The organism is Streptomyces sp. NPDC104096, from assembly GCF_055584385.1.
Map to the genome: position 1 here is coordinate 16,124 of NZ_JBVJMD010000037.1, position 24,644 is coordinate 40,767.

Here is a 24,644-nt window from a genome sequence, read left to right on the forward strand (position 1 = left end):
CGGTTGGCTGTGTCCATGACCACGACACCCGCCGCCGAACCCGCCTCCGAGCCTTCCGTCGAGCCCGCCTCACGACCTGCCGACGCCGGCTCCGGCGCGCCGCCGCGGCCTGTCACCCGCGCCGCCGGACTGCTGCCGGCCGACCCCGTCCTGCGCCGGGCCACGGTCCTGACCGCGTTCAACTCCCTCGGCAACGGCCTCTACTTCCCGCTCGGCGTGCTGTACTTCACCCGCGTCGTCGGTCTGGACGCGACCGCGGTCGGGCTCGGCATGACGGTCGCGGGGCTGGTCGGCGTGGCGGTCGGGATCCCCGCCGGGCGGGCCGCCGACCGCTGGGGTGCCCGGCACGTGGGCTCACTGCTGTGGGGCGGCACGGGTGTGGCCACGGCCGGCTATGTCCTGGTGCACTCCTACCTCGGCTTCCTCGTCGCGGTGGTCTGCGCGACCGGCCTTCAGATGGCCAGCCGCGGCGTACAGGGCGCGCTGTACGCGGACGTGCTGCCCGCCGCGACCCGGGTGGAGGCGCGGGCGTATCTGCGGATGGTCACCAACGTGGCCATGGGCGTCGGCGGCCTGTTCGGCGCGGTCGCGCTCCAGATCGACACCCGCGGCGCCTATGCGACGGTCATCGTGGTGAACGCGCTGTCCTTCGGGGTGCCCGCGCTCATGGTGCGCCGGCTCCCGCTGGCCGCCCACACGCGCGACCGGACGCCGGTCGCGGCCGACGCTCCGGCCGCCGACCGCTGGCGTGCGGTACGGGACCTGCCGTTCCTGGCGGTGACCGTGCTCAATTCCGTGCTGGTCGTGCAGTACACGCTCTCCGAGGTCGGTCTGCCGCTGTGGATCGTGCAGCGCACCGAGGCACCGCGCTGGACGGCCGCGTTGCTGATGGTCGTGAACTGTGCCCTGGTCGCGCTGCTGCAGGTGCGGATCGCCCGCCGCGTCTCCCGAGTCCCCTCCGCGGTGCGGGCGATGGGCCGGGCCGGACTGCTGCTCGCCGCGTCCTGCGCGGTGTACGCGCTCTCCGCGGGCCTCTCCCCCGTGTGGGCGGTGCTCGCGCTGACCGTCGGCGCGGTGGTCCAGGTCTTCGCCGAGGTGCTGTCCGCGGCGGGCGGCTGGACCCTCGGCTACGAACTCGCCGACGCCCGCGCACACGGCGTGTACCAGGGTGTCTTCGGCGCCGGTGCGTCCGCCGGGATGATGGCGGGACCGGCTCTGGTGACGGTGACCGCGATCCGGCACGGCAGTGCGGGCTGGGCGGTGCTGGGCGCGCTGTTCGCGGTGGTGGGCCTGGCGGTGGCTCCCGCGGTGCGGTGGGCCCGGCGGGACGGGGACTGGCGGGGCGAGAGCGCCTGACCCGGCTTCCCTCGCCGGGGCTCGCCCCGCGCCGCGGCAGCGGTCAGCCGGTCAGCTCGACGAGCTTGAGGACGGTGTTCCAGTTGCGGGTGGTGGCGATCAGGCCCTTGGTGATCCGCGACCTGGCGAGCTGTTCGGCGAGCTTGGAGCGGCCCAGGCCGTCCGGGGCGTACAGGTACAGGGCGCGGTCGCCGAGGCGGAACTCCTCGGGGAGATGGGCGGCCCGGTCGACCGCGGCGAAGCGTCCCTCGTCGACCGGCTCGGAGAAGTACGTGACGTGCAGCTGCTTCGCCTCGAGTTCCGCGGCCGGGAACGGGCAGGCGTCGGCGACGGCCCGCAGATAGGCGTGGTCGCGCACGATGACGTCGACCGGGAAGCCGAACCGCTGCTCGATCGCCTGCGCGAACTCGGCGGCGAGGGACTCCTCGTCGCCGCGGTCGGGGGTGAACACGGCCTGGCCGCTCTGGAGATGGGTGCGGACACCGGCGTACCCGAGGCCCTCCATGAGGACGCGGAGCTCGGCCATCGGGACCTTCCTGTTGCCGCCCACGTTGATTCCGCGCAACAGCGCCGCATAAGTCGTCATCCGGCCAGCCTAGAGCGGTCCCCGTGCCCCGCGGGGGCGGCCGCGAGGACCGCTCGGGCCCACGGATCCACTCGTCGGCGGGAGCACGGCATCACCACACGTCCCCGAGCCGCACCCCCGAGAGACGGGGATGCGTGTAGGGGGCCGTCATCCTCCCCAGTGCGGAGCCGGCGCGGTCCACCGGGATGAGCCGGGAGCGCCCCACCTCACCGGGCAGTACGACGAGACGTCTTTATCGGGCCCATACCGTCGTAGGGAAAGGTGGCGGCAGGGGCTGTCACCGCGACGAGGGGGCAGGCCCGTCATGGGGACTGGAGATGCACGGGTGCGGGGGATCGCCGCACGGGCCGGCGGCTGGAGCGCCCGGCACCGATGGGCGGCCGTCGGGATCTGGGTCCTGTTCGTCGTCCTGGCGATGGGGCTGGGCTCGGCGGCGGGCCGGGTCGACGTCGACCAGAGCGACCAGCTCAAGGGCGAGACCCACACCGCCGCGACGATCGTGAAGGACGCGGGGATCGAGGAGCCGGCCGGGGAGACGGTGCTGATCCAGGGCCGGGGCGCCGGGGTCGAGGCCACCGACGCCGAGTTCCGTGCGACGGTCGCCGATGTCGTCGAGGCGGTGCGGGCCACCGGCCGGGTCACCGACGTGACCTCGCCGTACGACACCCAGACGATCTCGAAGGACGGGCGCAGCGCGCTGGTGCAGTTCGACATGCGCGGCGACGCCGAGACCGCCGGGGACCGGGTGGAGCCCGTCCTGAAGGCCGTCGAGGGCGTCGGCCGCGAGCACACGTCGCTGCGGGTCGAGGAGATCGGCAGCGCCAGCATGAACAAGACGTTCTCCGACGCGTTCGGGGACGACTTCCAGCAGGCCGAGTACTCCGCGGTGCCGGTGGCCCTCGGCATCCTGCTCATCGCCTTCGGCGCGCTGGTGGCCGCGCTGCTGCCGGTGGCCCTGGCGATCACCGCGATCATGGCGACGATGGGCCTGATGGGCGTCGTCAGCCATGTGATGCCGATGAGCGACACCGCCAACTCCGTGATGCTGCTGGTCGGTCTGGCCGTCGGCGTCGACTACTGCCTGTTCTACCTGCGCCGGGAGCGCGAGGAGCGCGAGGCGGGCCGGGACGCGCAGACGGCCCTGCGGATCGCCGCCGCCACCAGCGGCCGGGCGATCGTGGTCTCCGGTGTCACGGTGTGCGTGGCGATGGCGGGCATGCTGTTCACCGGGCTCGCCGAGTTCGAGGCGATGGGCCTGGCCTCGCTGATGGTCGTGGCCGTCGCCATGGTCGGTTCGGTGACCGTGCTGCCCGCGCTGCTGTCCCTGCTGGGCGAGCGGGTCGAGGCCGGCCGGATCCCGTTCCTGAACCGCCGTCGGCGGGCCGGCAACGGGGACAGCCGGTTCTGGAGCGCGGTCCTCAAGGGCGTACTGGCCAAGCCGGTCCTCTCCGTCGTCGTCGCGACCGGTGCGCTGCTGGCGATCGCGGCCCCCGCGGTCGGCATGAAGACCCAGAACCTCACCATGGACCAGGAGTTCGGCGACTCGCTGTCCATCGTGCAGACGTACAACCGCGTCAACGACGCTTTCCCCGGCGGCTCCGAGCCGGCCGAGGTCGTCGTCAGGGCGCGGGACATCAACGCCCCCGACGTGAAGGACGCGCTCGCGCAGTTCAAGGAGCGGGCGATCAGCTCGGGCGCCTCGCGCGGCCCGGTCGAGATCAAGCTGCACGACGCGCAGAACATCGCCTTCGTCTACGTGCCGCTGGTCGGCGGCTCCGACCAGGACAAGGCGAGCGCGAGCCTGGAGAAGCTGCGCGACGAGGTACGGCCCGCCACGCTCGGCAAGGTCGACGGCGTCCAGGCGCCGATCACCGGGAACGTCGCGGGGAACCACGACTTCAACGACCAGCTGCTCGGTTCGGTCGCCCCGGTCTTCGCGTTCGTGGTCGTCTTCGCCTTCCTGCTGATGCTGGTGTCGTTCCGCTCCCTGACCGTCGCGATCACCTCGATCGCGCTGAACCTGCTCTCGGTGGGCGCGGCGTACGGCATCCTCGTGGCCGTCTTCCAGCACGGCTGGGGCGCCTCGCTGGTGGGCGCGGAGGGCGTCGGTGCCATCGTCACCTGGCTGCCGCTGTTCCTCTTCGTGATCCTGTTCGGCCTGTCGATGGACTACCACGTGTTCGTGGTCTCGCGGATCCGCGAGGCGCGGCTGCGCGGCCGCACGACGACGGACGCGATCCGGCACGGTGTGGTCACCACGGCCGGTGTCGTGACCAGTGCCGCCGTCATCATGGTCGCCGTGTTCGCGATCTTCGGAACGCTGTCCATGCAGTCCATGAAGCAGATGGGCGTCGGCCTCGCGGCCGCGGTGCTCATCGACGCCACCGTCATCCGCGGTGTGCTGCTCCCCGCGGTCATGGCGCTGCTGGGTGAGCGCAACTGGTACCTGCCGAAGTGGCTGAACCGGATGCCCGACTTCACGCACGACGAGGCACCCGGGGCCGTGACCGCGTCCACGGTCTCCGACGGGGGTGAGCCGATCCGGGTGTGACGCACGACGGGGCGGGTCCGGGGCCGCTCTGACCGCTCCGGCCGGATCCGCCTGCGTCGAGGGCCCGCCGGTCTCCTCGGGGAGACCGGCGGGCCCGCGGTGCTGTTCGGCCCACGGGCCCGCAGCGCCGGTCCGACCTGTGCGGATGCGAGACTGGCCGGTGATCGACCGGAGCCCTGCGGGGGTCGCGCCGTCGGGCCGGGCGGCCGGTTCCGGCTCGCCCGGACGGCAGGTACGGACACACCGGCGAAGACGAAGGCGGAGGCGGACGATGGACGAGGCACGGGCCCGCGAGGTACTGGCGGCGGCGGGCGTGTCGCCACGACCGGCCGGGGACGCGAAGCTCCTCGCCCTGGGCGAGAACGCGGTGTTCGCCGTCGGCGACCTGGTGGTCAAGGTGGGGCGCGACGCCGAACTCCTCGACCGGGCCCGGCGCGAGCTGGCCGTCGCGGCCTGGCTCGCCGGGGCGGACGTCCCGGCGGTGCGCGCGGCCGAGCCCCGGGCCGAGCTGGTGTCGGGGCACCCGGTGACCGTGTGGCATCGGCTGCCCGACCCGGTACGGCCCGCCGAGCCGCGCGACCTCGCCGGACTCCTCCGGGTGGTCCACGCACTGCCCTCCCCCGGCTTCGACCTGCCCCCGCGCGAGCTGCTGGGCGGGGTGGAGCGCTGGCTGCGGCTGGCCGGTGACGCGATCGACCCGGAGGACGCGGCGTATCTGCGGGCCCGCCGCGACGGCTTCGCGTCCGCCGCCGCGGCCCTCGTCCCGGAGCTGACGCCCGGCCCGATCCACGGCGACGCGCTGCCGCGCAACGTGCACATCGGGCCGGACGGTCCGGTCCTGGTCGACCTGGAGACGTTCTCCGCCGACCTGCGCGAGCACGACCTGGTGGTGATGGCCCTCTCCCGGGACCGCTACGGACTGCCGGCCGAGGCGTACGACGCCTTCACCGAGACCTACGGCTGGGACGTACGGACCTGGGCGGGCTGCTCGGTGCTGCGCGGCGCCCGCGAGACCGCGAGCTGCGCCTGGGTCGCGCAGCACGCGCCGAGCAACCCCAAGGCGCTCGCCGAGTTCCGGCGCCGGGTGGCGTCACTGCGGGACGGGGACGAGTCGGTGCGCTGGTATCCGTTCTGAGGCGTGAGGCGCCGCCGGGGCCGGGCGCCGGTGGTGAGGGCGGCGCGGCGGCCGGGGAGGGGCGGAGACGTCAGCCGTCGGGCGGCTGCGCGTCGCGGGCCTGGATCGTGCGGGCGGCTCGGCGCAGTTCGGTCAGGACCGTGCGGACCGCCGTACGGGCCGTGCGCTCGGGCCGGCACAGGACGTCGATGTGGCGGCTGGCCCGGACACCGCTGAGCGGGCGCAGCACCAGGGCCGGGTGCGGGCGCATGGTCAGGCGGGGCAGCAGCGCGATGCCGCCCCCGGCGGCGACGGCCTCGGCGACCACCGTGAACTCGTTGATGCGGTGCACCAGCCGGAGGCTGCGGCCGGCCGCCGCGGCGATCGCCTCCACGGTCGCCAGGACGGGAAAGCCGTCGTGCGCGGTGATCCACGGTTCGTCGGCCACGTCGAGCGGTGTCACCCGCTGCTTCGCCGCGAGCGGATGACCGACGGGCATCGCCACGTCGAGCGGCTCGCGCAGCAAGGGGGTCACCGTCACCGTGCGCGGCCACGGCGGGGCGTGGTCGAGACGGTGGGCGACGACGAGGTCGTACTCCCGGGTCAGCCGCGGGAAGTCCTCCTGCGGCACGTCCGCGTCCGCGCAGGCGAGTGCGGGTGCGCCGGGCCCGGTGCAGGCCCTCAGCAGCATCGGGAACAAGGCCAGGCCCGCGCTGTGGAACGCCGCCACCGACACCTCGCCGTCCGGTCGGCCGACGAACTCCGCCACCGCGTGCCGGGCGCGGGCCAGCGCGGTCTCCACCTCGACGGCCGCGCCCGCCAGCGCCTGGCCCGCGTCGGTGAGCGCCAGCCGTCGGCCCTGGCGCTCGGTGAGCGGCACCGGGACCGAGCGCTGGAGCAGCCGCAGTTGCTGCGAGATCGCCGAGGGGGTCACCAGCAGCGCCTCGGCGACCGCGGTGACGCTGCCCAGTTCGCCGAGCTCCCGCAGGATCCGCAACTGCCGTTCGTCCATTTTCCCAGTTTAGAGCCATGGTGAAGGACTCCTAAAAGATCATTTTAGAAACTGGTTCTGGGCTTCAGGGTCGTCCGCGGTGCACGGTGGGCGGGTGTCCGACGCCCGACGTACCGATGCGGTACTCCTCCTGGTCGCGCTCGTCTGGGGATCCAGTTATCTGTCCGCTCAGACCGCCGTCTCCGCGCTGCCCGTGCTCACCGTCCTGTTCGCGCGCTACGCGCTGTCCTCCGTGGCCTGTCTGGGGGTGCTGGGGGCGGGCCGTCGCGGACCGCGCGGGTGGACCCGCGACGAGGTCCGGGCGGGGCTGCCGCTGGGGCTGACCCAGGCCACGGTGCTGGTGGTGGAGACGTACGGGGTCGCCCACACCAGCGCCGCCAACGCGGGTCTGATCATCAGCCTGGCCATCGTCCTCACCCCGCTGCTCGACCGGTCGGGTCACCCCGGCGGGCTGCCGCCCTCCTTCTACGCCTCCGCCGGTGTCTGCGTCCTGGCGGTCGGTCTGCTGATGTCGGACAACGGCTTCCAGGCGCCGCGCCTCGGTGATCTGCTGATGCTGGCCGCGGCCGGTCTGCGGGCGGTGCACGTGGCGCTCGTCGGCCGGTTCACCGCGCGCCGGGCCGTGCGGCCCTTGCAGCTGACCACGATCCAGACGCTGGTCGGCACGGCGCTGTTCCTGCCCGCGGCCGCCGTCACCGGGCTGGGCGGTCTGGTCCGGGCCGACGGCGCGACCTGGACGCAGTTGCTGTATCTCGCGCTGTTCTGCAGTGTGTTCGCGTTCCTCGCGCAGACCTGGGCGGTGCAGCGCACCTCCGCCAGCCGGGCCAGCCTGCTGCTGGGGACGGAGCCGGTCTGGGCCGCGCTGGTCGGCGTCGTCCTGGGCGGCGAGCACCTCGGCCCGCTCACCGGGCTGGGCGCGGCCCTGATGGTGGCCGGCACCTACTGGGGACAGTCGGTGGAACGCGCCCACCGCGCGTCGGCCCAGGCGCCGGACACCACGCCAGGCCCCGGCCGCGACCCAGCGCATCTCCCCGACCGCGACCCGGTGCCTCTCCCCGACCTCGTCGCCGCCCCCGCTCCCCTTCCCGCCCACGACGCCTCAGCCCGCCCCCAGGAGGACCCCCCGTGCCGGACCACGACAGCAACGACGGCCACGACACCTACGACCGTCTGATCTCCCTGCTCGACACCGCTCAGGTCGGCTACCGGCTCATCGACCACGAACCCGAGGGCGCCACCGAGGCCGTGTGCGCGCTGCGCGGCCACCCGGCGTCCGAGGCGGCGAAGTGCATCGTCCTGCGGGTGAAGGTGGACCGACGCACCACACGGCACGTCCTGGCGGTGGTCCCGGGGGACCGGCGGGTGGACCTGGACGCCGTGCGGGAGCTGTTCGCGGCGCGCTATGTCGGGTTCAGCGACGCGGAGACCGCCGAGCGGCTGGCCCGCTCCGTGCCGGGCACGGTGCTGCCGTTCGCCTTCGACCCCGGGCTCGAACTCGTCGCCGACCCGGATGTCGTCGCCCAGTCGCGGCTGTACTTCAACGCCGCCCGGCTGGACCGGTCGCTGGTGATGTCCGGCGAGGACTACGAGAGGCTCGCCGGGCCGCGTGTGGAGCGCATCGCCGGCCTCGCCCGACCCGAGCGGACCGGGTGATCGCCGGACGGGCCCCGGCCGCTCAGACCCGGTGGTCCGCCGGTTCCCGCAGCGGCCAGGTGCCGTCCACCACCGCCTCCGGGTCGCCCTTGCGGCGCAGGAAGCTCTGGAAGTCGGCCGCCCAGTCGGCGTACCACTCGATCTGGCGGCGGTGCAGCTCCGCCGGACCGAGCGCCGCCACCTTGGGGTGCCGCTCGGCTATCGCGCAGGCCAGCCGGGCCGCGGCCAGGGCGTCGGCGGCGGCGTCGTGCGCGGCGTCGAGGACGACGCCGTACTCCGCGCAGACCGCTTCCAGGTTGCGCTTGCCGCGGCGGTAGCGGTCGGCCCAGCGGTCGATGGTGTACGGGTCGACGACCGGGGCGGGGTCGAGGCCGCCCAGCCGGTCGCGCAGGGACGGCAGCCCGTGCCGGCGCAGTTCGGCGGAGAGCAGGCTCAGGTCGAAGGCCGCGTTGTACGCGACGACCGGGACGCCGGTCCTCCAGTAGGTCGTCAGGACGTCCGCGATCGCGTCGGCGACCTGGTCGGCCGGCCGGCCCTCGGCGGTCGCGCGCTCGTTGCTGATGCCGTGCACGGCGACCGCGTCCGCCGGGATCTCCACCCCCGGGTCCGCCAGCCACTCACGGCGGCCCTGTGGCCGTCCGCCCCTGACCTCGATCACGGCCCCCGTGACGATACGCGCCTCGTGGGGATCCGTCCCCGTGGTCTCCAGGTCGAAGCCGATCAACAGCTCGCGGTGCCAGGCCATGATGGCCCCCCTTCTCGGTGGTGCTTTCCCCCTGTGCTCCACACGATCGCACGCGCCACTGACAATCCGAGGAGCGCGTTCCGCCTGCCGACCCCGACCACCCGCCCTCATGGCGGACATTTTAGGACACAGGCCTCGAATCAGCCCAAGCGAGCTCGAACTCCTCGCGGTACGCCGAGAAGAGACCGCCTTCGTCCACTTCGCCCGCCTTGACCACCCGGCTGCCGTTGCGCAGTACCAGCACCGGCGCCTCCATGCCCCGGGTGCGCCGCAGATAGGACTGCACGACGGCGACGCCGTCCGAGCCGTCGCCGTCGACGAGGTAGGCGGTGAAGCGCGGGGTCTCGTCGTAGACCTGGATCTGGAAGGCGTCCGGGTCGCGCAGCAGGGAGCGGACCCGGCGCATGTGCAGGATGTTCATCTCCACGGCCCGGCTGAGCTCGCCGCGCTTCAGGCCGAGCTCGCGCTCCCGGCGCTTGACCGCGCTGGAGGCCGGGTTCAGGAACAGCAGCCGCACCCGCGCGCCCGCCTCGGCCAGCCGCACCAGGCGCCGCCCGGAGAAGTTCTGCACGAGCAGGTTGAGGCCGATGCCGATGGCGTCGAGCCTGCGGGCGCCGCCGAAGATGTCCTCGGCCGGGAACCGGCGCAGCAGCCGCACCCGGTCGGAGTGGACGGCGACCACGTCCGCGTAGCGGTCGCCGACCAGGTCCTCGACCGCGTCGACGGGCAGCCGCCGGGCGGAGGGCACGTCGCCGCCGGGGGCGAGCATCTCCAGGAGCCGGGCGGAGGCCCGCTCGGCCTGGTTCAGGACGGCCTCGGACAGGGCCCGGTTGCGGGAGACGACGTTGCGGGTGACTTCCAGTTCGTCCAGGGCGAGTTCGACGTCCCGGCGGTCGTCGAAGTAGGGCTCGAAGCACGGCCAGTGCTGCACCATCAGCTCGCGCAGCTGGGGCAGCGTGAGGAAGCTGACCACGTTGTCGTCGGCCGGGTCGAGGAGATAGCCCTTGCGGCGGCTGACCTCGCGTACGGCGACGGCGCGCTGCACCCATTCCTGGCCGGCGGGCCCGGCCGCGGCGACCACCCACTCGTCGCCGTGGACGGGTTCGTAGACGGGGCGCAGGACGGCGGCCACGACCGCGCGCAGCCGCTGTTCGACGAGGTTCAGCCAGATGTAGGCCCGGCCGGCTCGCTGGGCGCGCGTACGCACCTCACGCCAGGCGTCGGCGTCCCAGTCCAGCTCCGGCCCGATGGAACCGGTGCCCATCGGCCGCGCCAGCGACACCGTGCCGGGCGGGACTTCTGCCGAGTTCCCCTCGTGACCCTCGTCACCAGGGGGCAACTCAAGCCCTCCCGAGCCCACCCGCGCACCGCCTTCCGCTCCCCCGAGCATCCCCGTCCCAACGATCAAGGAAGGGTACTCCGGGAGCGGTCGGCGGTGCAGCCGGATGGCCATGGTCGTTTCTCAACTACGAGGTTCCACATGACCGTTCTGCCCCGCGAGGGCGGCCGGCGTGAGCGGATTCATAGCGGTTACGTCCCTGGGTGCGATGGAGAAGCCCTGCCAGTGGACGGGCATGGGCTGCTGGTCCTCGTCCCGGGCTATGTGGTGGAAGCCCACGTTCACCCACACGACAGGGTGGGTGAGGGTCTGTCCGTTGACCCAGGAGTCGACCGACTTCCCGTGTCCTGCACCGCAGTTGAGCGGATTGTTGCTGGCGTACTGCTCGCACTTGTCGTACTCGGTGAAGTACACGTCGTGCTTGGTGAAGGCGCGGCCCGGGTACTTGGCGGTGGGCCCGGGGACGAGCTCGTAGGAACGCGCGTGGCCGTCCTTGTTCTTGCCGGTCGCGCTGACGACCCGCCACCAGCGCATGTCCTTGGCGTCGCCCGCGAGTTCCTTGGTGACGTTGGTGCGGGTGGTCTTGTTGGTCGGGCCCTGTCCGCCCGCGGCGGGCGGGCTGACGACCGAGTCGTACTGCTCGACGCGGCCCTTGGAGGAACCGTCGAGGCCGAAGTCGAGCCGCCAGAACACATTGTGGCTGTGGCTGGTGGCGTAGGCCTTGGCGCCCTTGCCGAGCGGCCAGCCGCGGCCGTCGCCGGCGTCGTAGTCGTACGGCGAGAGGCTGCCGGTGGCGCCGACGTTCATGTTGACGGTGCCGTCGTCCTGGAACCGCCACTCCGTCATGTACTCGTACCAGCCGACCTTGTTGACCGTGTAGACGAGCAGGTCCTTGCCCTGGGCCTGGTACACCTTGTTCCCGGTGTCGGCCTGCATGCGGTACGCGTGGCCGCGCGAACGGGTCGTGGTGCACAGGCCCTTGACGTCGGGGTGCGCGGGGTCCCCGTCGGGGACCTTGACGGACCGGATGGTGCCGCCGGGGCACTCGCCGGCGGCCAGGTCCACCAGGCCCGAGCCGAAGTTGTAGTCGGTGACGTCGTTGAACTCGTTCTTGCCGTCGTCGTAGGGCACATGGATCTGGGCGAGCTTGGCGCTGTTGAGGACCTTGATCGGAGCGGCCTCGCCGGGCGGCTGGTAGGTGACGTCCTCCAGGACCAGCCCGGACCTGCTCTCGAAGCGCCAGCACATGCGCCAGGTCGTGCCGCTGGCGAGCTTCTGTTCGATCCGGTAGGCGGTGCTGCACGACGGCGCCGCCGCCGCGGGGGCCGCCTCGGGCCGGGCGGCCGCCGGTCCCGCGGCGGTCGTCGCTCCGGCGGTCAGCGCCACCAGGGACAGTCCCACCGCAGCGGTGCGGGCACGGCCGATTCTGTTCACACGCATGAGGAAATGACTCCCTAACAGGAGGTGGGTTTGCGGGCTGGACGCGACGCGCCCCAGCGGGCCGGACACGGCACGCCCCAGCGGGCCGGACGCGGCGCGCCTCAGTGGGCCAGCGAGGCGACCTTGCGGGCGCTCAGGTCGATGACGAGCGACCGGGCGTCGATCCACGGCCCGTTCCTGACCTTCGGGAACAGCCGCACACAGCGGTGCTCGCCGCACTTGTCGAGAACGGCGGGCTGCGCACCCGGCGTGGCCCGGTAGACCATGCCGGTGATCAGCAGCTGGTCCGGAGAGGTCAGCTCCTCGCCCGTGGCGTCCTTGTAGTCCGCCTTCAGGCCCGCGCCCGCCGGATCGGCGATCAGCAGCCGGGCGGCCTCGGTCTGCTCGTCCCGGCTCAGCGGCGGCTGGACACCGTGCTGACGGCCGGTCCCCTCCACCTTCCCGGTGTCCAGGTTCACGGTCCGGGTGACGAGCGTGTCGTCGCGGTAGTCGTAGAACGTGACGTCCGCGCGGCGCGGCGCGTCCGGGTCGTCGAGTTCCGCGGCGTCCGGCTCGGCGAGGTCGACGCCGATGCGCTGCGGTCCGCGTCCGCCCGTCACGTTCTCCCCCGCGACGAGCTGCTGCCCGCTCAGCGCGATCCGCTCGACCCGCCGGGTCTCGTCGTCGGTCAGCGGGTCCCGGCCCGTGCCCTTCGCGCCCTCGGCCGGCGCCGGTGCGACGACGCCCGGCGCGACCGTGCCGCCGCCCTGGCCCGCGGCATCGTGCGTGGCCGACTGCCCGCCCTTGCTCCCTCCCGTCTCGTCCGCCCCCGCCGTGCCCGGCAGGGTGACCGCGGCCATGACGGCGGTCCCCACCACCGCCATGGCCGCACCGGCCACCACCTTTCCCAGATGGCGGTGCACTATTTCGCGCACTTGTTCCCCCTACTCCCCCGACATCCTGGGAGTAACTGTTTGCCCCGATTGTTCGGCATACGTCGTATGCACTGGTCGGACGGTAAGAGGGGCGTAAGTCACAGGTGGTTCCATCACTTTCGGGGACACTCGGGGCCAAGGCGCCCCCAGCGCCGCCGTCCACCTGAAAGAGTCGTGTCCATGCAGGTCTGGCCTGGAGAGGCATATCCACTCGGTGCCACGTACGACGGCGCCGGCACCAATTTCGCGGTCTTCACGGAGGCCGCCGACCGAGTCGAGCTGTGTCTGCTGCACGACGACGGCTCGGAGACGGCGGTCGAGCTGCGCGAGAGCGACGCTTTCGTGCGGCACGCGTACGTGCCCGGCGTCATGCCGGGCCAGCGGTACGGCTTCCGGGCGCACGGCCCGCACGCCCCCGAGCGCGGACTGCGCTGCAACTCGGCGAAGCTGCTGCTCGACCCCTACGCGAAGGCGGTCAGCGGCTCGGTCCGCTGGGGGGAGGAGGTGTACGGCTACCACTTCGGCAGCCCCGACCGGCGCAACGACCTGGACTCCGCGCCGCACACGATGACCTCGGTCGTGGTCAACCCCTACTTCGACTGGGGCGACGACCGGCGGCCGCGCACCGAGTACCACCGCACGGTGATCTACGAGGCCCATGTCAAGGGCCTCACGATGCGTCACCCGGCGCTGCCCGAGGAACTGCGCGGCACCTACGCGGCGCTCGCCCATCCCGCCGTCATCGACCACCTCACCTCGCTCGGGGTCACCGCGCTGGAGCTGATGCCGGTCCATCAGTTCGTCAACGACCACCGCCTGGTGGACATGGGCCTGAACAACTACTGGGGCTACAACACCATCGGCTTCTTCGCCCCGCACAACGCCTACGCCTCCTGGGGCGACCGCGGACAGCAGGTCCTGGAGTTCAAGTCGGCGGTACGGGCGCTGCACGAGGCCGGCATCGAGGTGATCCTCGACGTGGTCTACAACCACACCGCCGAGGGCAACCACCTGGGCCCGACGCTGTCCTTCCGGGGCCTGGACAACCCGTCGTACTACCGGCTGGCCGACGATCCCCGCTACTACATGGACACCACGGGCACCGGGAACTCGCTGCTGATGCGGTCCCCGCACGTGCTCCAGCTGATCATGGACTCGCTGCGCTACTGGGTCACCGAGATGCACGTCGACGGGTTCCGCTTCGACCTGGCGGCGACGCTGGCGCGGCAGTTCCACGAGGTGGACCGGCTGTCGTCGTTCTTCGACCTGGTGCAGCAGGACCCGGTGGTCTCCCAGGTCAAGCTGATCGCCGAGCCGTGGGACGTCGGCGAGGGCGGCTACCAGGTGGGCAACTTCCCGCCGCTGTGGACCGAGTGGAACGGCAAGTACCGCGACACCGTGCGGGACCTGTGGCGCGGCGAGCCCCGGGCGCTCGCGGAGTTCGCGTCGCGGCTGACCGGCTCGTCCGATCTGTACCAGGACGACGGACGGCGCCCGCTGGCCTCGATCAACTTCGTCACCTGCCACGACGGCTTCACCCTGCACGACCTGGTGTCGTACGACGACAAGCACAACCACGCCAACGGCGAGGACAACCGGGACGGCGAGAGCCACAACCGGTCCTGGAACTGCGGGGCGGAGGGCGAGACGGACGACCCCGCGGTGCTGGCCCTGCGGGAGCGCCAGATGCGCAACTTCGTCGCCACGCTGATGCTCTCCCAGGGCGTGCCGATGATCAGTCACGGCGACGAGGTCGCGCGCACCCAGCGCGGCAACAACAACGCCTACTGCCAGGACAGCGAGCTGGCCTGGGTGAAGTGGCCCGGGACCGACGCCGACGGCGACGACGACACCGTGGGCGGCGGACTGCTGGAGTTCACCCGGGCGCTGGTGCGGCTACGCAAGGACCATCCGGTCTTCCGCAGGCGGCGCTTCTTCCACGGCCGGCCGGTGGAAGGCACCCACGACGAGCTGTCGGACATCGCCTGGTTCACCCCGGAGGGCAAGGAGATGACCCAGCGGGACTGGGACTCGGCGCAGGCGTCCGCGCTCGCCGTGTTCCTCAACGGCAACGCGATCTCCGAGCCCGGCCCGCGCGGGGAGCGCATCTCCGACGACTCCTTCCTGCTGATGTTCAATGCCTCGGCGAAGCGGCTGGAGTTCGTGGTTCCGGTCGATCACGGGCAGCAGTGGCAGGTCGTGGTGGACACGGCCCTCCCGGAGGGGGTGGCGCCGCCGACGGGCGACAAGGTGCGGGCCGGGGACCGGCTGACCCTGCTCGACCGGAGCCTGACGGTCCTGCGCCGGCCCACCTAGGCGGACCGGCGGTGGGGCTCCGGCGGCGCTCCGGTGGGGGCGTACGGGCGGAGCCGGGTGCGGCGATGACACGAAACGCGACGGGGCGGGTACGTAGGTGCCATGACACCTGAGCGACCCGACCCGACGGTGCCCATCGCCACCTACCGGTTGCAGCTACAGCCCGAGTTCCCGTTCGGGGCCGCGGCGGAGATCGTGCCGTACCTGGCCTCGCTCGGCGTCTCGCATCTGCACCTGTCCCCCGTCCTGGAGGCCGTGCCGGGCTCGGCGCACGGCTACGACGTCGTCGACCACGCGCGCGTACGGGCCGAACTGGGCGGCGAGGACGGGCTGCGCGCGCTGTCGCGCACCGCGCGCGAGCACGGTCTCGGCCTGGTGGTGGACATCGTGCCCAACCACATGGCCATGGCGCCCCGGCACAACCGGGCCCTGTGGGAGGTGCTGCGGGAGGGGCCGAAGTCGCCGTACGCGCGCTGGTTCGACATCGACTGGGAGGCGCAGGGCGGGCAGGTGCTGCTGCCCGTGCTCGGCGGCCCGCTCGGCGCGGAGATCGGGCACCTGGAGGTCGACGGCGACGTCCTGCGTTACCACGACCAGGTGCTGCCGCTGCGGGAGGGTACCGAGGAGCTGCCGCTGCCGCAGCTCCTGGACGCCCAGTGGTACCGCCCCGCGTGGTGGCGGCTGGCCCGTACCGAGCTCAACTACCGGCGTTTCTTCAGCATCTCCGAGCTCGTCGGGGTGCGGGTCGAGGACCCCGAGGTCTTCGAGGCCACCCACGCCAAGATCCTCCAGCTCCTCCACGAAGGGGTGGTCGACGGTCTGCGCGTGGACCACCCCGACGGGCTCGCCGACCCCGACGGCTATCTGGAGCGGCTGCACGGGGCGACCGGCGGCCGCTGGACGGTCGTGGAGAAGATCCTGGCGGACGGGGAACACCTGCCCACCTCCTGGCCCGTGGCCGGCACCACCGGCTACGACGCCCTGCGGCACGTCGACGGCCTCTTCACGGATCCGGCGGGCGCCGATGAACTCCTCGCCCGGTACCGGCGGTTCGCGGCCCCGCAGACCGACCGGGGCGGTGACTGGGCGGCGACGGTACGACGGGCCGCCTACCGGGTGCTCTCGCACGAACTGGCCGCCGAGGTCGACCGGCTGACCCGGGTCGCGGTCCGGCTGTGCGCCACGGCGCCGGAGCCCGCGCTGCGCGACCGGGCGCCCTGGGCGCTGCGGACCGCGCTGCGGGAACTGCTGGTCCGGCTGGAGGTCTACCGGCCCTACGCCTCGGGCGACGCGGCCGAGGTCGTCACCGCGGAGGCCGCGGCCGAGGCCCGGCGTGCCTTCGTCGTGCCCGAGGAGGCCGGCGCGGTCGATGTCGTACGGGATCTCGTACTCGGGCGGCACGGGGACGGGCCGGGTCATGCCGAGTTCCGTACGCGTTTCGCGCAGACGGCGTCCGCGCTGCGCGCCAAGTCCGTCGAGGACACCGCGTTCTACCGCTATGTGCCGCTGCTGTCGGGGAGCGAGGTCGGCGGGAACCCCGGGCGTCCGGCCGTGTCCCCGGCGGACTTCCACGCCCACTGCGCCCGCGTGCAGCGCGACTGGCCGGTCGGCGGGAGCGTGGTGACGACCCATGACACCAAGCGGAGCGCCGATGTCCGGGCCGCCCTCGCGGTACTGACCGAGTGCCCCGGGCCGTGGTCCGACGTGCTGGCCGAGGTGACCCCCGACGGCGACGGCGGGCCGGACGCGCAGCTGGCGTGGGCGGCCTGGCAGACGGTGTTCGGGCTCGGTCCGGCGTCCCCGGAACGGGTCGACCAGGCGTTGCTGAAGCAGGTGCGGGAGGCCGGCCTGTACACGAGCTGGACCGAGCAGGACCCCTCGTACGAGGAGCGGGTGGCGCGGTTCGTCGCCGTGGGGCCCTGTGGCGCGCCGGGTGAGCGGATGGCCGCCTTCCGGGACGCCCTGGAGCCGCATCTGCGCGCGAACGTGCTGGGCACGGCCCTGGTCCATCTGACGATGCCCGGCGTCCCCGATCTGTACCAGGGCACGGAGGCGGAGTACCGGGCGCTGGTCGACCCGGACAACCGGCGGCCGGTGCGGTTCCCGCCCGCGGATCCCGGGGAGAAGGGTGCGCTGACCGTGGCCGCGCTGCGGCTGCGCGGGCGGCGGCCCGAGGCGTTCGGGGACGCGGCGACGTACGCGCCCCTGCCCGCGGAGGGCGCGGCGGCGGCGCACTGTCTGGCGTTCGTCCGCTCGGCGACGGTCGTGACGGCGGTGACCCGGCTGTCGCTGCGGCTCGCGGAGGCGGGCGGCTGGCGGGACACCCGGCTGTCCCTGCCGCCGGGGCGGTGGGCCGATCTGCTGGCGCCCGGCCGGGAGTTCGAGGGGCACACGCGCGTGGCGGACCTCTTCGGCGAGCGGCCGGTGGCACTGCTGGAGCGCATCGACGGGGAACGACCGGCCGGGACGGCAGAGACGGCAGAGACGGCAGAGACGGCCGGAACGGTGCGGGCGGCTGGGACGACCGGGACGGCGGGCACGACCGAGGGCGCCGCGGGCGAGGTGTGACAGGCGGCGCGGACGGGCCGCGGGGCCGGCCGGCTGCAGGGTCCGGGGCAGGCCGTCCGGCGGCAAGGGCCGGGGCGGGCCCCTGCCGCCGGACGGCGGGAGTCCGGCGGAGATGCAGGAGATCCGGCGGGGAAGGGGGCGATCCGGCGGGGGCACGCCTCGCGTCCTTGACAGTCCACAGAGTCCATGGGGTACTGCGGATGCGAAGCAGGGCGGACCTATCGGGGGTGAGTCTCCTGCCGGAGCAGCGTTACCCCAGCGTTCCCGAACTGGTCGAGTCCGCGAAAGCGTTGGCCGCCCATCGGCCTGACCTGTGCACCCTGCGGCAGGTGGGCGTCTCGCGCGCCGGCCGACCGCTGCATCTGCTGTCCGTGGGCCACGCCCGGCGCGCCGTCCTCGTCGTCGCGGGGGCCCACGCGAACGAACCGGTCGGCGGCTCCACGCTGCTGGCCCTCGCCGCACGGGTGCTGCGCGAGCGGGAACTGCGGGCCGACACCTCCTGGCACTTCCTGCTGTGCGCGGACCCCGACGGGGCGAGTCTGCACGTGACGCCGTCGCCCCGCAGTCTGTTCGACTATCACCTCGGCTTCTTCCGGCCCGCCGGACCGGAACAGCCGGAGTGGTCGCCGTCCGTGCTGCCGCCCGACCGGCTGCCGCCCGAGACCCGCACCCTGACCGGGGTCATCGACGAGCTGCGGCCCTACCTCCAGATCTCCCTGCACGGCACCGACCTGGGCGGCAGCTGGATACAGCTCACGAAGGACATCCCCGGCCTGGCGGAGCCGTTCGCCAAGTCCGCGGCCGAGTTGCACATCCCGGTGGAGACGGGCGCCGCCGACGCGGCGGGCTGGCCGGCGAGCGGGCCCGGGGTGCATGTGATGCCCGCGCCCGGCGCGGGCGCCGCCTACCCGAGCATGCCGGACGACGCTCGGCACAGCACCTGGTACCACGCCCACCGGTACGGCGGTCTGACCGCCGTCGTCGAGGTCCCGATGTGGGCGAGCGACCTGGTGGACGACCGCGCGCCGCACCCGGCCCCCGCCGCCGCGATCCGGCGCCTCGCGCACCGGCTGCGGCGCGACGCCGTGGAGGTGGAGCAGGTGCTCGCCGAGGCCCTGCCGCGCCTGGCCGGCGTGGACGGGCCGCTGCTGCGGGCCGCGCGCTGGGTGCTGGAGCTGGTGCCGGGTCTGGTCGAGGACTGGATCCACATGCCGCCGGCCGACACCACGATGGCGTACGTCGGCAGCGTCGACGCGTTCGCCCGCCGGCTGCCGATGCGTTCGGCGGCGATGCTGCTGCGGGTCCTCCAGGAGCACGACGACCGTGCGGCACCGCGTCTCGAACAGCTCGTGGCGGCCTGGAGCGACGCCTTCGCGGTACGGTTCCGCGCCCGCTGGGTGCCCCTGGAGCACCAGGTCGAGCACCAGTCCCGTACCGTCGTCGCGGCCGCGCTGCACGCGCGCGACCGCGACGGCTGAGACGGCCTGCGCCCCGCGCTCCGTCACTCGTCCAGCGCGAACACCGGCCCGGTCCACGTCGTCAGCGCGCAACGGTTGGCGAAGGTCCGCGCGAACGCGACCGGCCGCCCGCCCCACTCGCCGCGCGCGTGGGCGGTCACCGGGGCGTACACCATCGTGCAGAAGCCGTCCGCCGGCGTGAGGGCGCCGATGTCACCCTTCACCGCGGCGAGCCGCTCGCAGGCCTGTGCGGCGTGCGCGTGCCCCCGGGGCGGGTCGCACCGCAGCAGGGCGTCGCGGGTGTCACCCGGGCGGGCGCCGTCGCCCCGGGTGACGGTGAGGCGGAGCCAGTCGCCCGAAAGGACGTCCCGGGCGGCCGCCGGGGCCGACGCGCCGACGGTGAGCAGAGCCGTCGCCGTCAGCAGGGCGCCGCGTGCCAGGTACGCCGTACCCGCCCTGTTGCCCGGGCGTGTGCGGTGCCGGTCGTGCCTCGTGTGTGTCGCGTACTTCGGGTGCGTCATTCAAGAGGCATCGGCACGGCCGTCTCCGGACACCAGTCCCGCTCACCCGAACGGGACTCCTCGCGCGCGTGCGCCGCGGCCAGCCCGAACGTGGCCAGCACCACGCGCGACTGGTACTCCACCTGGCGGGCGACCGGGATCCAGCGGGCCCCGCAGCCGTCGCGGTAGTCGGCGCACCACTCGTCGATGACCCGGTCCAGGTCCGGCAGCGCGTCGTCCGGATCGCCGCCGGCGCCCCGCACCAACTGGTGCAGCAGCCCCGCCGTGCGCAGGGCGAGCCGCCGTCCGGCGATGCGCAGGGCGGCGAGATGGGCGGTGCGCAGGGCCGGCAGGGGGCGCCCCCGGTCACGGACGTCGGGGTCCCAGGCGTCGGCCAGGCCGGGGCAGACCAGTAAATAGTCGTCGACCGGTGCGAGCAGGCGCGCCGCGTCCGGTGAGCCCGCGAGACGGGGCCGGATCCGGGCGAGGATCAGCTCCAGGAGCCCGGCGTCGTGCCGCAGCGTGCGGCTCACCGTGCGCAGGGCCTCGTCCGGGTCGGCGGGCCGGGAGCCGTCCTCGACACCGGCCACACCCCACATGGGGGCCTCGATCACGGCGGTGACCGTGCCGTGCCGGTGCGGGTGGAACCAGGTGGACTCGACGGCGGCCTCGGTGATGGCCGCGGCCAGGTCGCCCCGGCTCGGGGGCGGGATCCGGTAGACGGCGGGGCCGAGGCCGGGCCAGTACAGGGTGTCGTAGGGACCGAGTTCGCGCGGGATGCCGAGCCGGGTCGCGGTGTGGGCGACGCGCTGGGCCAGGCCCGGCAGGTCACGGGTCAGTTCGACGAAGCCGCCGCCGACGTCGACACCGTGCAGCGAGCACTGGAAGAAAGGTTTCAGTTCGTCCTGGACGCGGAGCAGGGCACGCGTCTCGGGGAGCGTGGCGGCCTCCGCGCCGTCGGGCAGCCACTCGGGCTGTTCGAGGAAGCCGGGGCGGAAGAAGTTCCGGAAGTAGTGGCCGAGGGTGTACGGGCCGGACAGCCAGCCCTCGTTGCGGCGCAGACCGTCGGGGTCCAGGCACAGCAGCAGGTTCCAGGTGGTGTCCGCGCCGTCGGCGAGGCGGGGTTCGGCCAGGACGCGTTCGGCCAGGCGCAGCGCGGTCGCGCCGCCCACCGGCTCGTTGGCGTGCGGTCCGGCGACCACCAGGGCCTGCCGGGTGCCGTGCCCGACGGACAGCAGCCACAGGGGCGTTCCCGCGCGGGACGTCCCGATCCGGCGCAGCCGGGCGTCCCGGGGGCGTCGGGCGACGAGTGCGGCGGCCCGGGTGCCCAGTTCGTCCACGCTCGGGTAGCGGAGGAGTGGCGGCAGGGCACACCTCCACAATGTGGTGCCGTCGGTTCACCTGGTGTACATGGTGTAAGCACAGTCAGTCATGGCTCGCCGGGTACGTCAACACCGCGGTACGCAAGGGAGTTCGAGGACCGGTGGCGGTCCGGGGCCGGTTCAGTCCGCCGCGAGCCGGAACGCGATGCTCCCGAAGCCGATCTGGTCGCCCTCGCGGACGACGGCCGCGCCGATCACCCGGCGCCCGTTCACCGTCGTGCCGTTGGTCGAGCCGAGGTCGCGCAGGACCCACATGCCGCCCTGCCGGCTGAGTTCGGCGTGCACGCGCGAGACCGTCTCGTGGGTGAGCCGCAGTCCGCTGGCGGGGTCCCGGCCTATCCGCAGCGCGTGCGCGGCGCCCGGGTGCGGCAGCAGCAGCTTGGGCAGCTTCTCGGCCTGCCAGGCCCGGCGCAGCCGTACGGTGAAGCCCGAGACCGCCTCGACGGTGCCGAACACCACGCGCGCGAAGCGGCTCTCCGTGGGCAGGTCGGCGGTGAGCGCGGCGAGTTCGTCGGAGCGGCGCGCGGACAGCGCCAGTTCCATGCGCCGGACGAACGTGTCGTGCGACAGCCGCCCCTTGGCGGCGCCGTCGCGCAGCACCTCCAGGGCCCGGTCGCGCTCCGCGTCGGACAGCCGCGCGGGGTACGTGTGGAACTCGAAGGACGACGTCACGCTCGTGATTGTCGGTCAGTGAACCCCGAGTGTCCAGAAAACACAGAAACGGCGCGCCCGTGCCTGTACCTGGACGACACCCCCCGCAAAAGGGAGCATTCAAAGGCGGATTGATCGCGTTTGAAGGACCATGGACGGGCTACATCACGGTGAGCAGACGAAGGGGAACCGTCCGTGCAGTTCGAGGTGTGGGCACCGCAGGCCGACCGGGTGACGCTCCATTGCGGCGGAGCCACGCGCGCGTTGGAGCGCGATCCGGCGCGCGAGGGCTGGTGGAGCGGCGAGGCGAAGGCGGCCGACGGCACGCGGTACGGGTTCGCGCTGGACGACGGCCCCGTGCTGCCCGATCCGCGCTCCCGCCGACAGCCGGACGGCCCGGACGGCCTGAGCGCCGTCGTCGATCACGGGCGGTACGCCTGGCAGACCGAGTGGGCGGGCCGGCCGCTGCCGGGGGCCGTGCTGTACGAGCTGCACGTGGGTACGTACACGCCGGAGGGAACCCTCGACGCGGCCGCCGAGCGGCTCGTCCATCTGGCGGAACTGGGGATCACCCACGTCGAGTTGATGCCCCTGTGCCCCTTCCCCGGCCGGCACGGCTGGGGGTACGAGGGGGTGTCGCTGTGGGCGGTGCACGAGCCGTACGGCGGCCCCGAGGCGCTGCGCAGGTTCGTGGACCGGGCCCATGGGCTCAATCTCGGGGTGGTCCTGGACGTGGTCCACAACCATCTGGGCCCGTCGGGCAATCACCTGCCCGCGTTCGGCCCGTACTTCACCGACCGGCACCACACCCCCTGGGGCGCCGCGGTCAACCTCGACGGGCCCGGCTCGGACGAGGTGCGCGCCTTCCTGCTCGGCAGCGCGCTGGCGTGGCTGCGGGACTACCGGATCGACGGGCTGCGGCTGGACGCGGTGCACGCGCTGGCGGACACGCGCGCGTGCCACTTCCTGGAGGAGCTGTCGCGGGCGGTGGACCATCTCGGCGCCGACACGGGCCGGCCGCTGTTCCTGGTCGCCGAGTCGGACCTGAACGACCCGCGCGTGGTCACCGCGCGCGCGGAGGGCGGCCTCGGCCTGCACGCGCAGTGGAGCGACGACTTCCACCACTCCCTGCACGCCGCGCTGACCGGCGAGTCCCAGGGCTACTACGCGGACTTCGCGCGCGCCCCCCTCGCGGCCCTGGCCAAGACGCTCACGGGCGGTTTCTTCCACGACGGCACGTACTCCAGCTTCCGGGGCCGGCACCACGGCCGCGCCCTGGACCGCGGCCGGGTGGCCGCGCACCGGCTCGTCGGCTACAGCCAGACCCACGACCAGGTCGGCAACCGCGCCCAGGGCGACCGGCTGGCGGCCGTCCTCTCCCCCGGGCTGCTGGCGTGCGCGGCGGCGCTGACGCTGACGGCGCCCTTCACGCCGATGCTGTTCATGGGCGAGGAGTGGGCGGCGGGCACGCCCTGGCAGTTCTTCACCGACCACACCGATCCCGAGCTCGCCGAGGCCGTACGCCGCGGCAGGCGGCGGGAGTTCACGGCGCACGGCTGGGCCGAGGAGGACGTGCCCGATCCGCAGGACCCGGCGACCCGCGACCGCTCCTGTCTGGACTGGTCCGAGCCGGAACGCCCGCCGCACGCGCGCGTGCTGGACTGGTACCGCCGCCTGATCGCGCTGCGGCACAGCCATCCGGACCTCACCGACCCCGATCTCGCGGACACGAAGGTGGCGTACGACGAGGAGGCCCGCTGGCTGGCCTTCCGCCGCGGTGACGTACGCGTGGCGGTGAACCTCGGCAAGGAGCAGGCGGCGATCCCGCTGGGCACCCGCCCGGCCCGGGTGCTCGCCGCGTGGGAGCCGGTGGAGCGGCCGGGGACGGACGGGGTCCTGCTGGTGCCCGGGGAGTCGTGCGTGGTGCTGGAACAGAGCTGACGGGACGGGCGGGGCGGGAGCCGGGGGCGCGGATCCGGAGGGCCGGTCGCCCGGAAGTCCGGAGGCCCGGTCGCCCGAGGGCCCGGTCGCCCGGAAGTCCGGTGATCCGGAGGTCCGGTGGCCCGTGGCTCCGGGGTTCGGTGCGGCTCGTCAGGGCTGATCCGCGCCGTCCGGTCCCTCCTCGCGGAACTCCGTCACGCGCTCCAGCAGGATCGCCTCCCAGGCGCGGCGCAGCTGTGTGCGCAGCAGCGGCGGCGGGCTGCCGCCACGGCCGTCCAGACGCTCGGCGAGCGCGAGGACCGTGTCGCAGCGGGCCAGCCACAGGCCGCGCAGGCAGCTGCGGGCGCCGTAGCCGGCGAGGGTCGCGGCGCGTACGGCGGCGGGCGAGCCGACGGCGAGGGCGAGTCCGGCGATGTCCTCCGCGGGGTCGCCGACGACCGCGTGGGTCCAGTCCAGCACCCCGCGCACCCGGCCGTCGGCGCTGACCACGAGGTGCTCGCCCCGCAGACCGTGGTGGACGAGGACGGCCGCGCCGGGCCGGGCGGCGAGCTGGGCCGCCCCCTGCGGGGTGAGCTGGTGCAGCAGCGCGGCGTCGAACTCGTCTGCTGCGCGCAGGAGTTCCGCGGCCGGTACGGCCATCCGGCGCAGCGCCTCCAGGGAGCGGGCCGGGGCGTGCGGTACGCCGAGGACCTCGATCTGCCGGGCGGGCACCTCGCGCATCCCGGTGAGCAGTCCGGCCAGGTCGGCCTCGCCGACGGCCGACACCTCGTGCTGCTCCGCGGTGCCGCCGGGCACCTTGGTGTCCAGCGTGTAGGCGAGTCCGGGCGCCCAGTCGCCGTGCGCCACGCTGACCGGTACGGCGACCGGGACATGGGGGCGGACGAGATCGCGCAGGCGCAGTTCACGGCGGCGCCGGGCGGTCGCCTCGCGGTCGGTGGCGAGGCGCAGCACATGGCGGGTGCCGACCCACCACGTGGTGGACCCGCCGCCCTCGGCGACGGGCCGGACATCGGGTCCGGCGGCGCCCGCCGCACCCTCCTCGCCTTCCTTCGTCAGGGAACGGACCAGTCGGCGGACGGTGTCCGCGGTCGGTGTCGGTGCCTGGGTCATGGGTCGCGC

At 73.5% G+C, this 24,644-nt stretch carries 19 protein-coding genes; 9 read left to right on the forward strand and 10 right to left on the reverse strand.

The annotated features are described in order from the left end of the window. The first annotated feature begins 15 nt into the window (after positions 1–15). Positions 16–1,356: an MFS transporter gene (locus tag ACZ60B_RS29410; RefSeq protein WP_469392149.1), complete on the forward strand. Its 1,341-nt coding sequence runs from the start codon at positions 16–18 to the stop codon at positions 1,354–1,356. Between the two features lie 43 nt (positions 1,357–1,399). Here ACZ60B_RS29410 and ACZ60B_RS29415 read toward each other — a convergent pair whose 3' ends face one another. Continuing rightward, positions 1,400–1,942 carry a DUF1697 domain-containing protein gene (locus ACZ60B_RS29415; RefSeq protein WP_469392151.1) on the reverse strand — a complete coding sequence of 181 codons (543 nt, stop codon included), beginning with the start codon at positions 1,940–1,942 and terminating at the stop codon, positions 1,400–1,402. A gap of 304 nt (positions 1,943–2,246) precedes the next feature. On the opposite strand from ACZ60B_RS29415, the gene ACZ60B_RS29420 reads away from it, so the two are divergent. Both ACZ60B_RS29420 and ACZ60B_RS29425 read left to right on the forward strand, forming a co-directional pair. After that, the gene (locus tag ACZ60B_RS29420; protein WP_469392153.1) at positions 2,247–4,493 is read left to right on the forward strand and encodes an MMPL family transporter; all 2,247 of its coding nucleotides are present in this window, start codon (positions 2,247–2,249) and stop codon (positions 4,491–4,493) included. A 271-nt stretch (positions 4,494–4,764) separates the two neighbouring features. Next, complete coding sequence (locus ACZ60B_RS29425) at positions 4,765–5,628, forward strand: phosphotransferase enzyme family protein (protein ID WP_469392155.1); 864 nt, start codon at positions 4,765–4,767, stop codon at positions 5,626–5,628. 70 nt (positions 5,629–5,698) lie between these two features. Here the strand turns inward: ACZ60B_RS29425 and ACZ60B_RS29430 are convergent, their stop codons facing one another. Continuing rightward, positions 5,699–6,619 (reverse strand): LysR family transcriptional regulator, encoded by a 921-nt coding sequence (locus tag ACZ60B_RS29430; RefSeq protein WP_469392157.1) that lies wholly within the window; start codon positions 6,617–6,619, stop codon positions 5,699–5,701. 94 nt (positions 6,620–6,713) lie between these two features. Between ACZ60B_RS29430 and ACZ60B_RS29435 the strand changes: the two genes are divergently transcribed. Beyond that, positions 6,714–7,793 carry a DMT family transporter gene (locus tag ACZ60B_RS29435; protein ID WP_469392159.1) on the forward strand — a complete coding sequence of 360 codons (1,080 nt, stop codon included), beginning with the start codon at positions 6,714–6,716 and terminating at the stop codon, positions 7,791–7,793. Next, positions 7,745–8,272: a YbaK/EbsC family protein gene (locus ACZ60B_RS29440; RefSeq protein WP_469392161.1), complete on the forward strand. Its 528-nt coding sequence runs from the start codon at positions 7,745–7,747 to the stop codon at positions 8,270–8,272. Before ACZ60B_RS29435 ends, ACZ60B_RS29440 begins: the two co-directional genes overlap by 49 nt. Positions 8,273–8,294: 22 nt before the next feature. On the opposite strand, the gene ACZ60B_RS29445 is transcribed toward ACZ60B_RS29440, so the two are convergent. From ACZ60B_RS29445 to ACZ60B_RS29460, 4 genes are all read right to left on the reverse strand, one after another. After that, positions 8,295–9,017 carry an exonuclease domain-containing protein gene (locus tag ACZ60B_RS29445; protein WP_469392163.1) on the reverse strand — a complete coding sequence of 241 codons (723 nt, stop codon included), beginning with the start codon at positions 9,015–9,017 and terminating at the stop codon, positions 8,295–8,297. Positions 9,018–9,138: 121 nt separating this feature from the next. Beyond that, a complete protein-coding gene (locus ACZ60B_RS29450) occupies positions 9,139–10,407 on the reverse strand; it encodes an SAV2148 family HEPN domain-containing protein (protein WP_469392272.1) in 1,269 nt (422 codons plus the stop codon). A gap of 72 nt (positions 10,408–10,479) precedes the next feature. After that, positions 10,480–11,796 carry a copper amine oxidase gene (locus tag ACZ60B_RS29455; protein ID WP_469392165.1) on the reverse strand — a complete coding sequence of 439 codons (1,317 nt, stop codon included), beginning with the start codon at positions 11,794–11,796 and terminating at the stop codon, positions 10,480–10,482. 101 nt (positions 11,797–11,897) lie between these two features. Beyond that, positions 11,898–12,710 carry a Tat pathway signal sequence domain protein gene (locus ACZ60B_RS29460; RefSeq protein ID WP_469392167.1) on the reverse strand — a complete coding sequence of 271 codons (813 nt, stop codon included), beginning with the start codon at positions 12,708–12,710 and terminating at the stop codon, positions 11,898–11,900. A gap of 180 nt (positions 12,711–12,890) precedes the next feature. Between ACZ60B_RS29460 and glgX the strand changes: the two genes are divergently transcribed. The 3 genes from glgX to ACZ60B_RS29475 all read left to right on the forward strand — a co-directional run bounded on the left by glgX (position 12,891) and on the right by ACZ60B_RS29475 (position 19,072). After that, on the forward strand, positions 12,891–15,026 hold the full coding sequence (gene glgX, locus ACZ60B_RS29465) for a glycogen debranching protein GlgX (protein ID WP_469392170.1): 2,136 nt from the start codon (positions 12,891–12,893) through the stop codon (positions 15,024–15,026). A gap of 102 nt (positions 15,027–15,128) precedes the next feature. Next, on the forward strand, positions 15,129–17,594 hold the full coding sequence (gene treY / locus ACZ60B_RS29470) for a malto-oligosyltrehalose synthase (protein ID WP_469392172.1): 2,466 nt from the start codon (positions 15,129–15,131) through the stop codon (positions 17,592–17,594). Between the two features lie 227 nt (positions 17,595–17,821). After that, a complete protein-coding gene (locus ACZ60B_RS29475; protein WP_469392174.1) occupies positions 17,822–19,072 on the forward strand; it encodes a M14 family zinc carboxypeptidase in 1,251 nt (416 codons plus the stop codon). A gap of 23 nt (positions 19,073–19,095) precedes the next feature. On the opposite strand, the gene ACZ60B_RS29480 is transcribed toward ACZ60B_RS29475, so the two are convergent. The 3 genes from ACZ60B_RS29480 to ACZ60B_RS29490 form a co-directional block, all read right to left on the reverse strand. Further along, positions 19,096–19,572 (reverse strand): SSI family serine proteinase inhibitor, encoded by a 477-nt coding sequence (locus ACZ60B_RS29480; RefSeq protein ID WP_469392176.1) that lies wholly within the window; start codon positions 19,570–19,572, stop codon positions 19,096–19,098. Next, positions 19,569–20,891, reverse strand: coding sequence for a M14 family zinc carboxypeptidase (locus ACZ60B_RS29485; RefSeq protein ID WP_469392177.1), 1,323 nt, complete (start codon positions 20,889–20,891; stop codon positions 19,569–19,571). The genes ACZ60B_RS29480 and ACZ60B_RS29485 overlap by 4 nt, the downstream gene beginning before the upstream one ends. A gap of 162 nt (positions 20,892–21,053) precedes the next feature. Continuing rightward, positions 21,054–21,605 (reverse strand): FHA domain-containing protein, encoded by a 552-nt coding sequence (locus ACZ60B_RS29490; protein WP_469392178.1) that lies wholly within the window; start codon positions 21,603–21,605, stop codon positions 21,054–21,056. A 174-nt stretch (positions 21,606–21,779) separates the two neighbouring features. Between ACZ60B_RS29490 and treZ the strand changes: the two genes are divergently transcribed. Next, on the forward strand, positions 21,780–23,525 hold the full coding sequence (gene treZ, locus ACZ60B_RS29495) for a malto-oligosyltrehalose trehalohydrolase (protein WP_469392179.1): 1,746 nt from the start codon (positions 21,780–21,782) through the stop codon (positions 23,523–23,525). Positions 23,526–23,675: 150 nt separating this feature from the next. On the opposite strand, the gene ACZ60B_RS29500 is transcribed toward treZ, so the two are convergent. After that, the gene (locus tag ACZ60B_RS29500) at positions 23,676–24,635 is read right to left on the reverse strand and encodes an aminoglycoside phosphotransferase family protein (protein ID WP_469392180.1); all 960 of its coding nucleotides are present in this window, start codon (positions 24,633–24,635) and stop codon (positions 23,676–23,678) included. Positions 24,636–24,644: the final 9 nt, after the last annotated feature.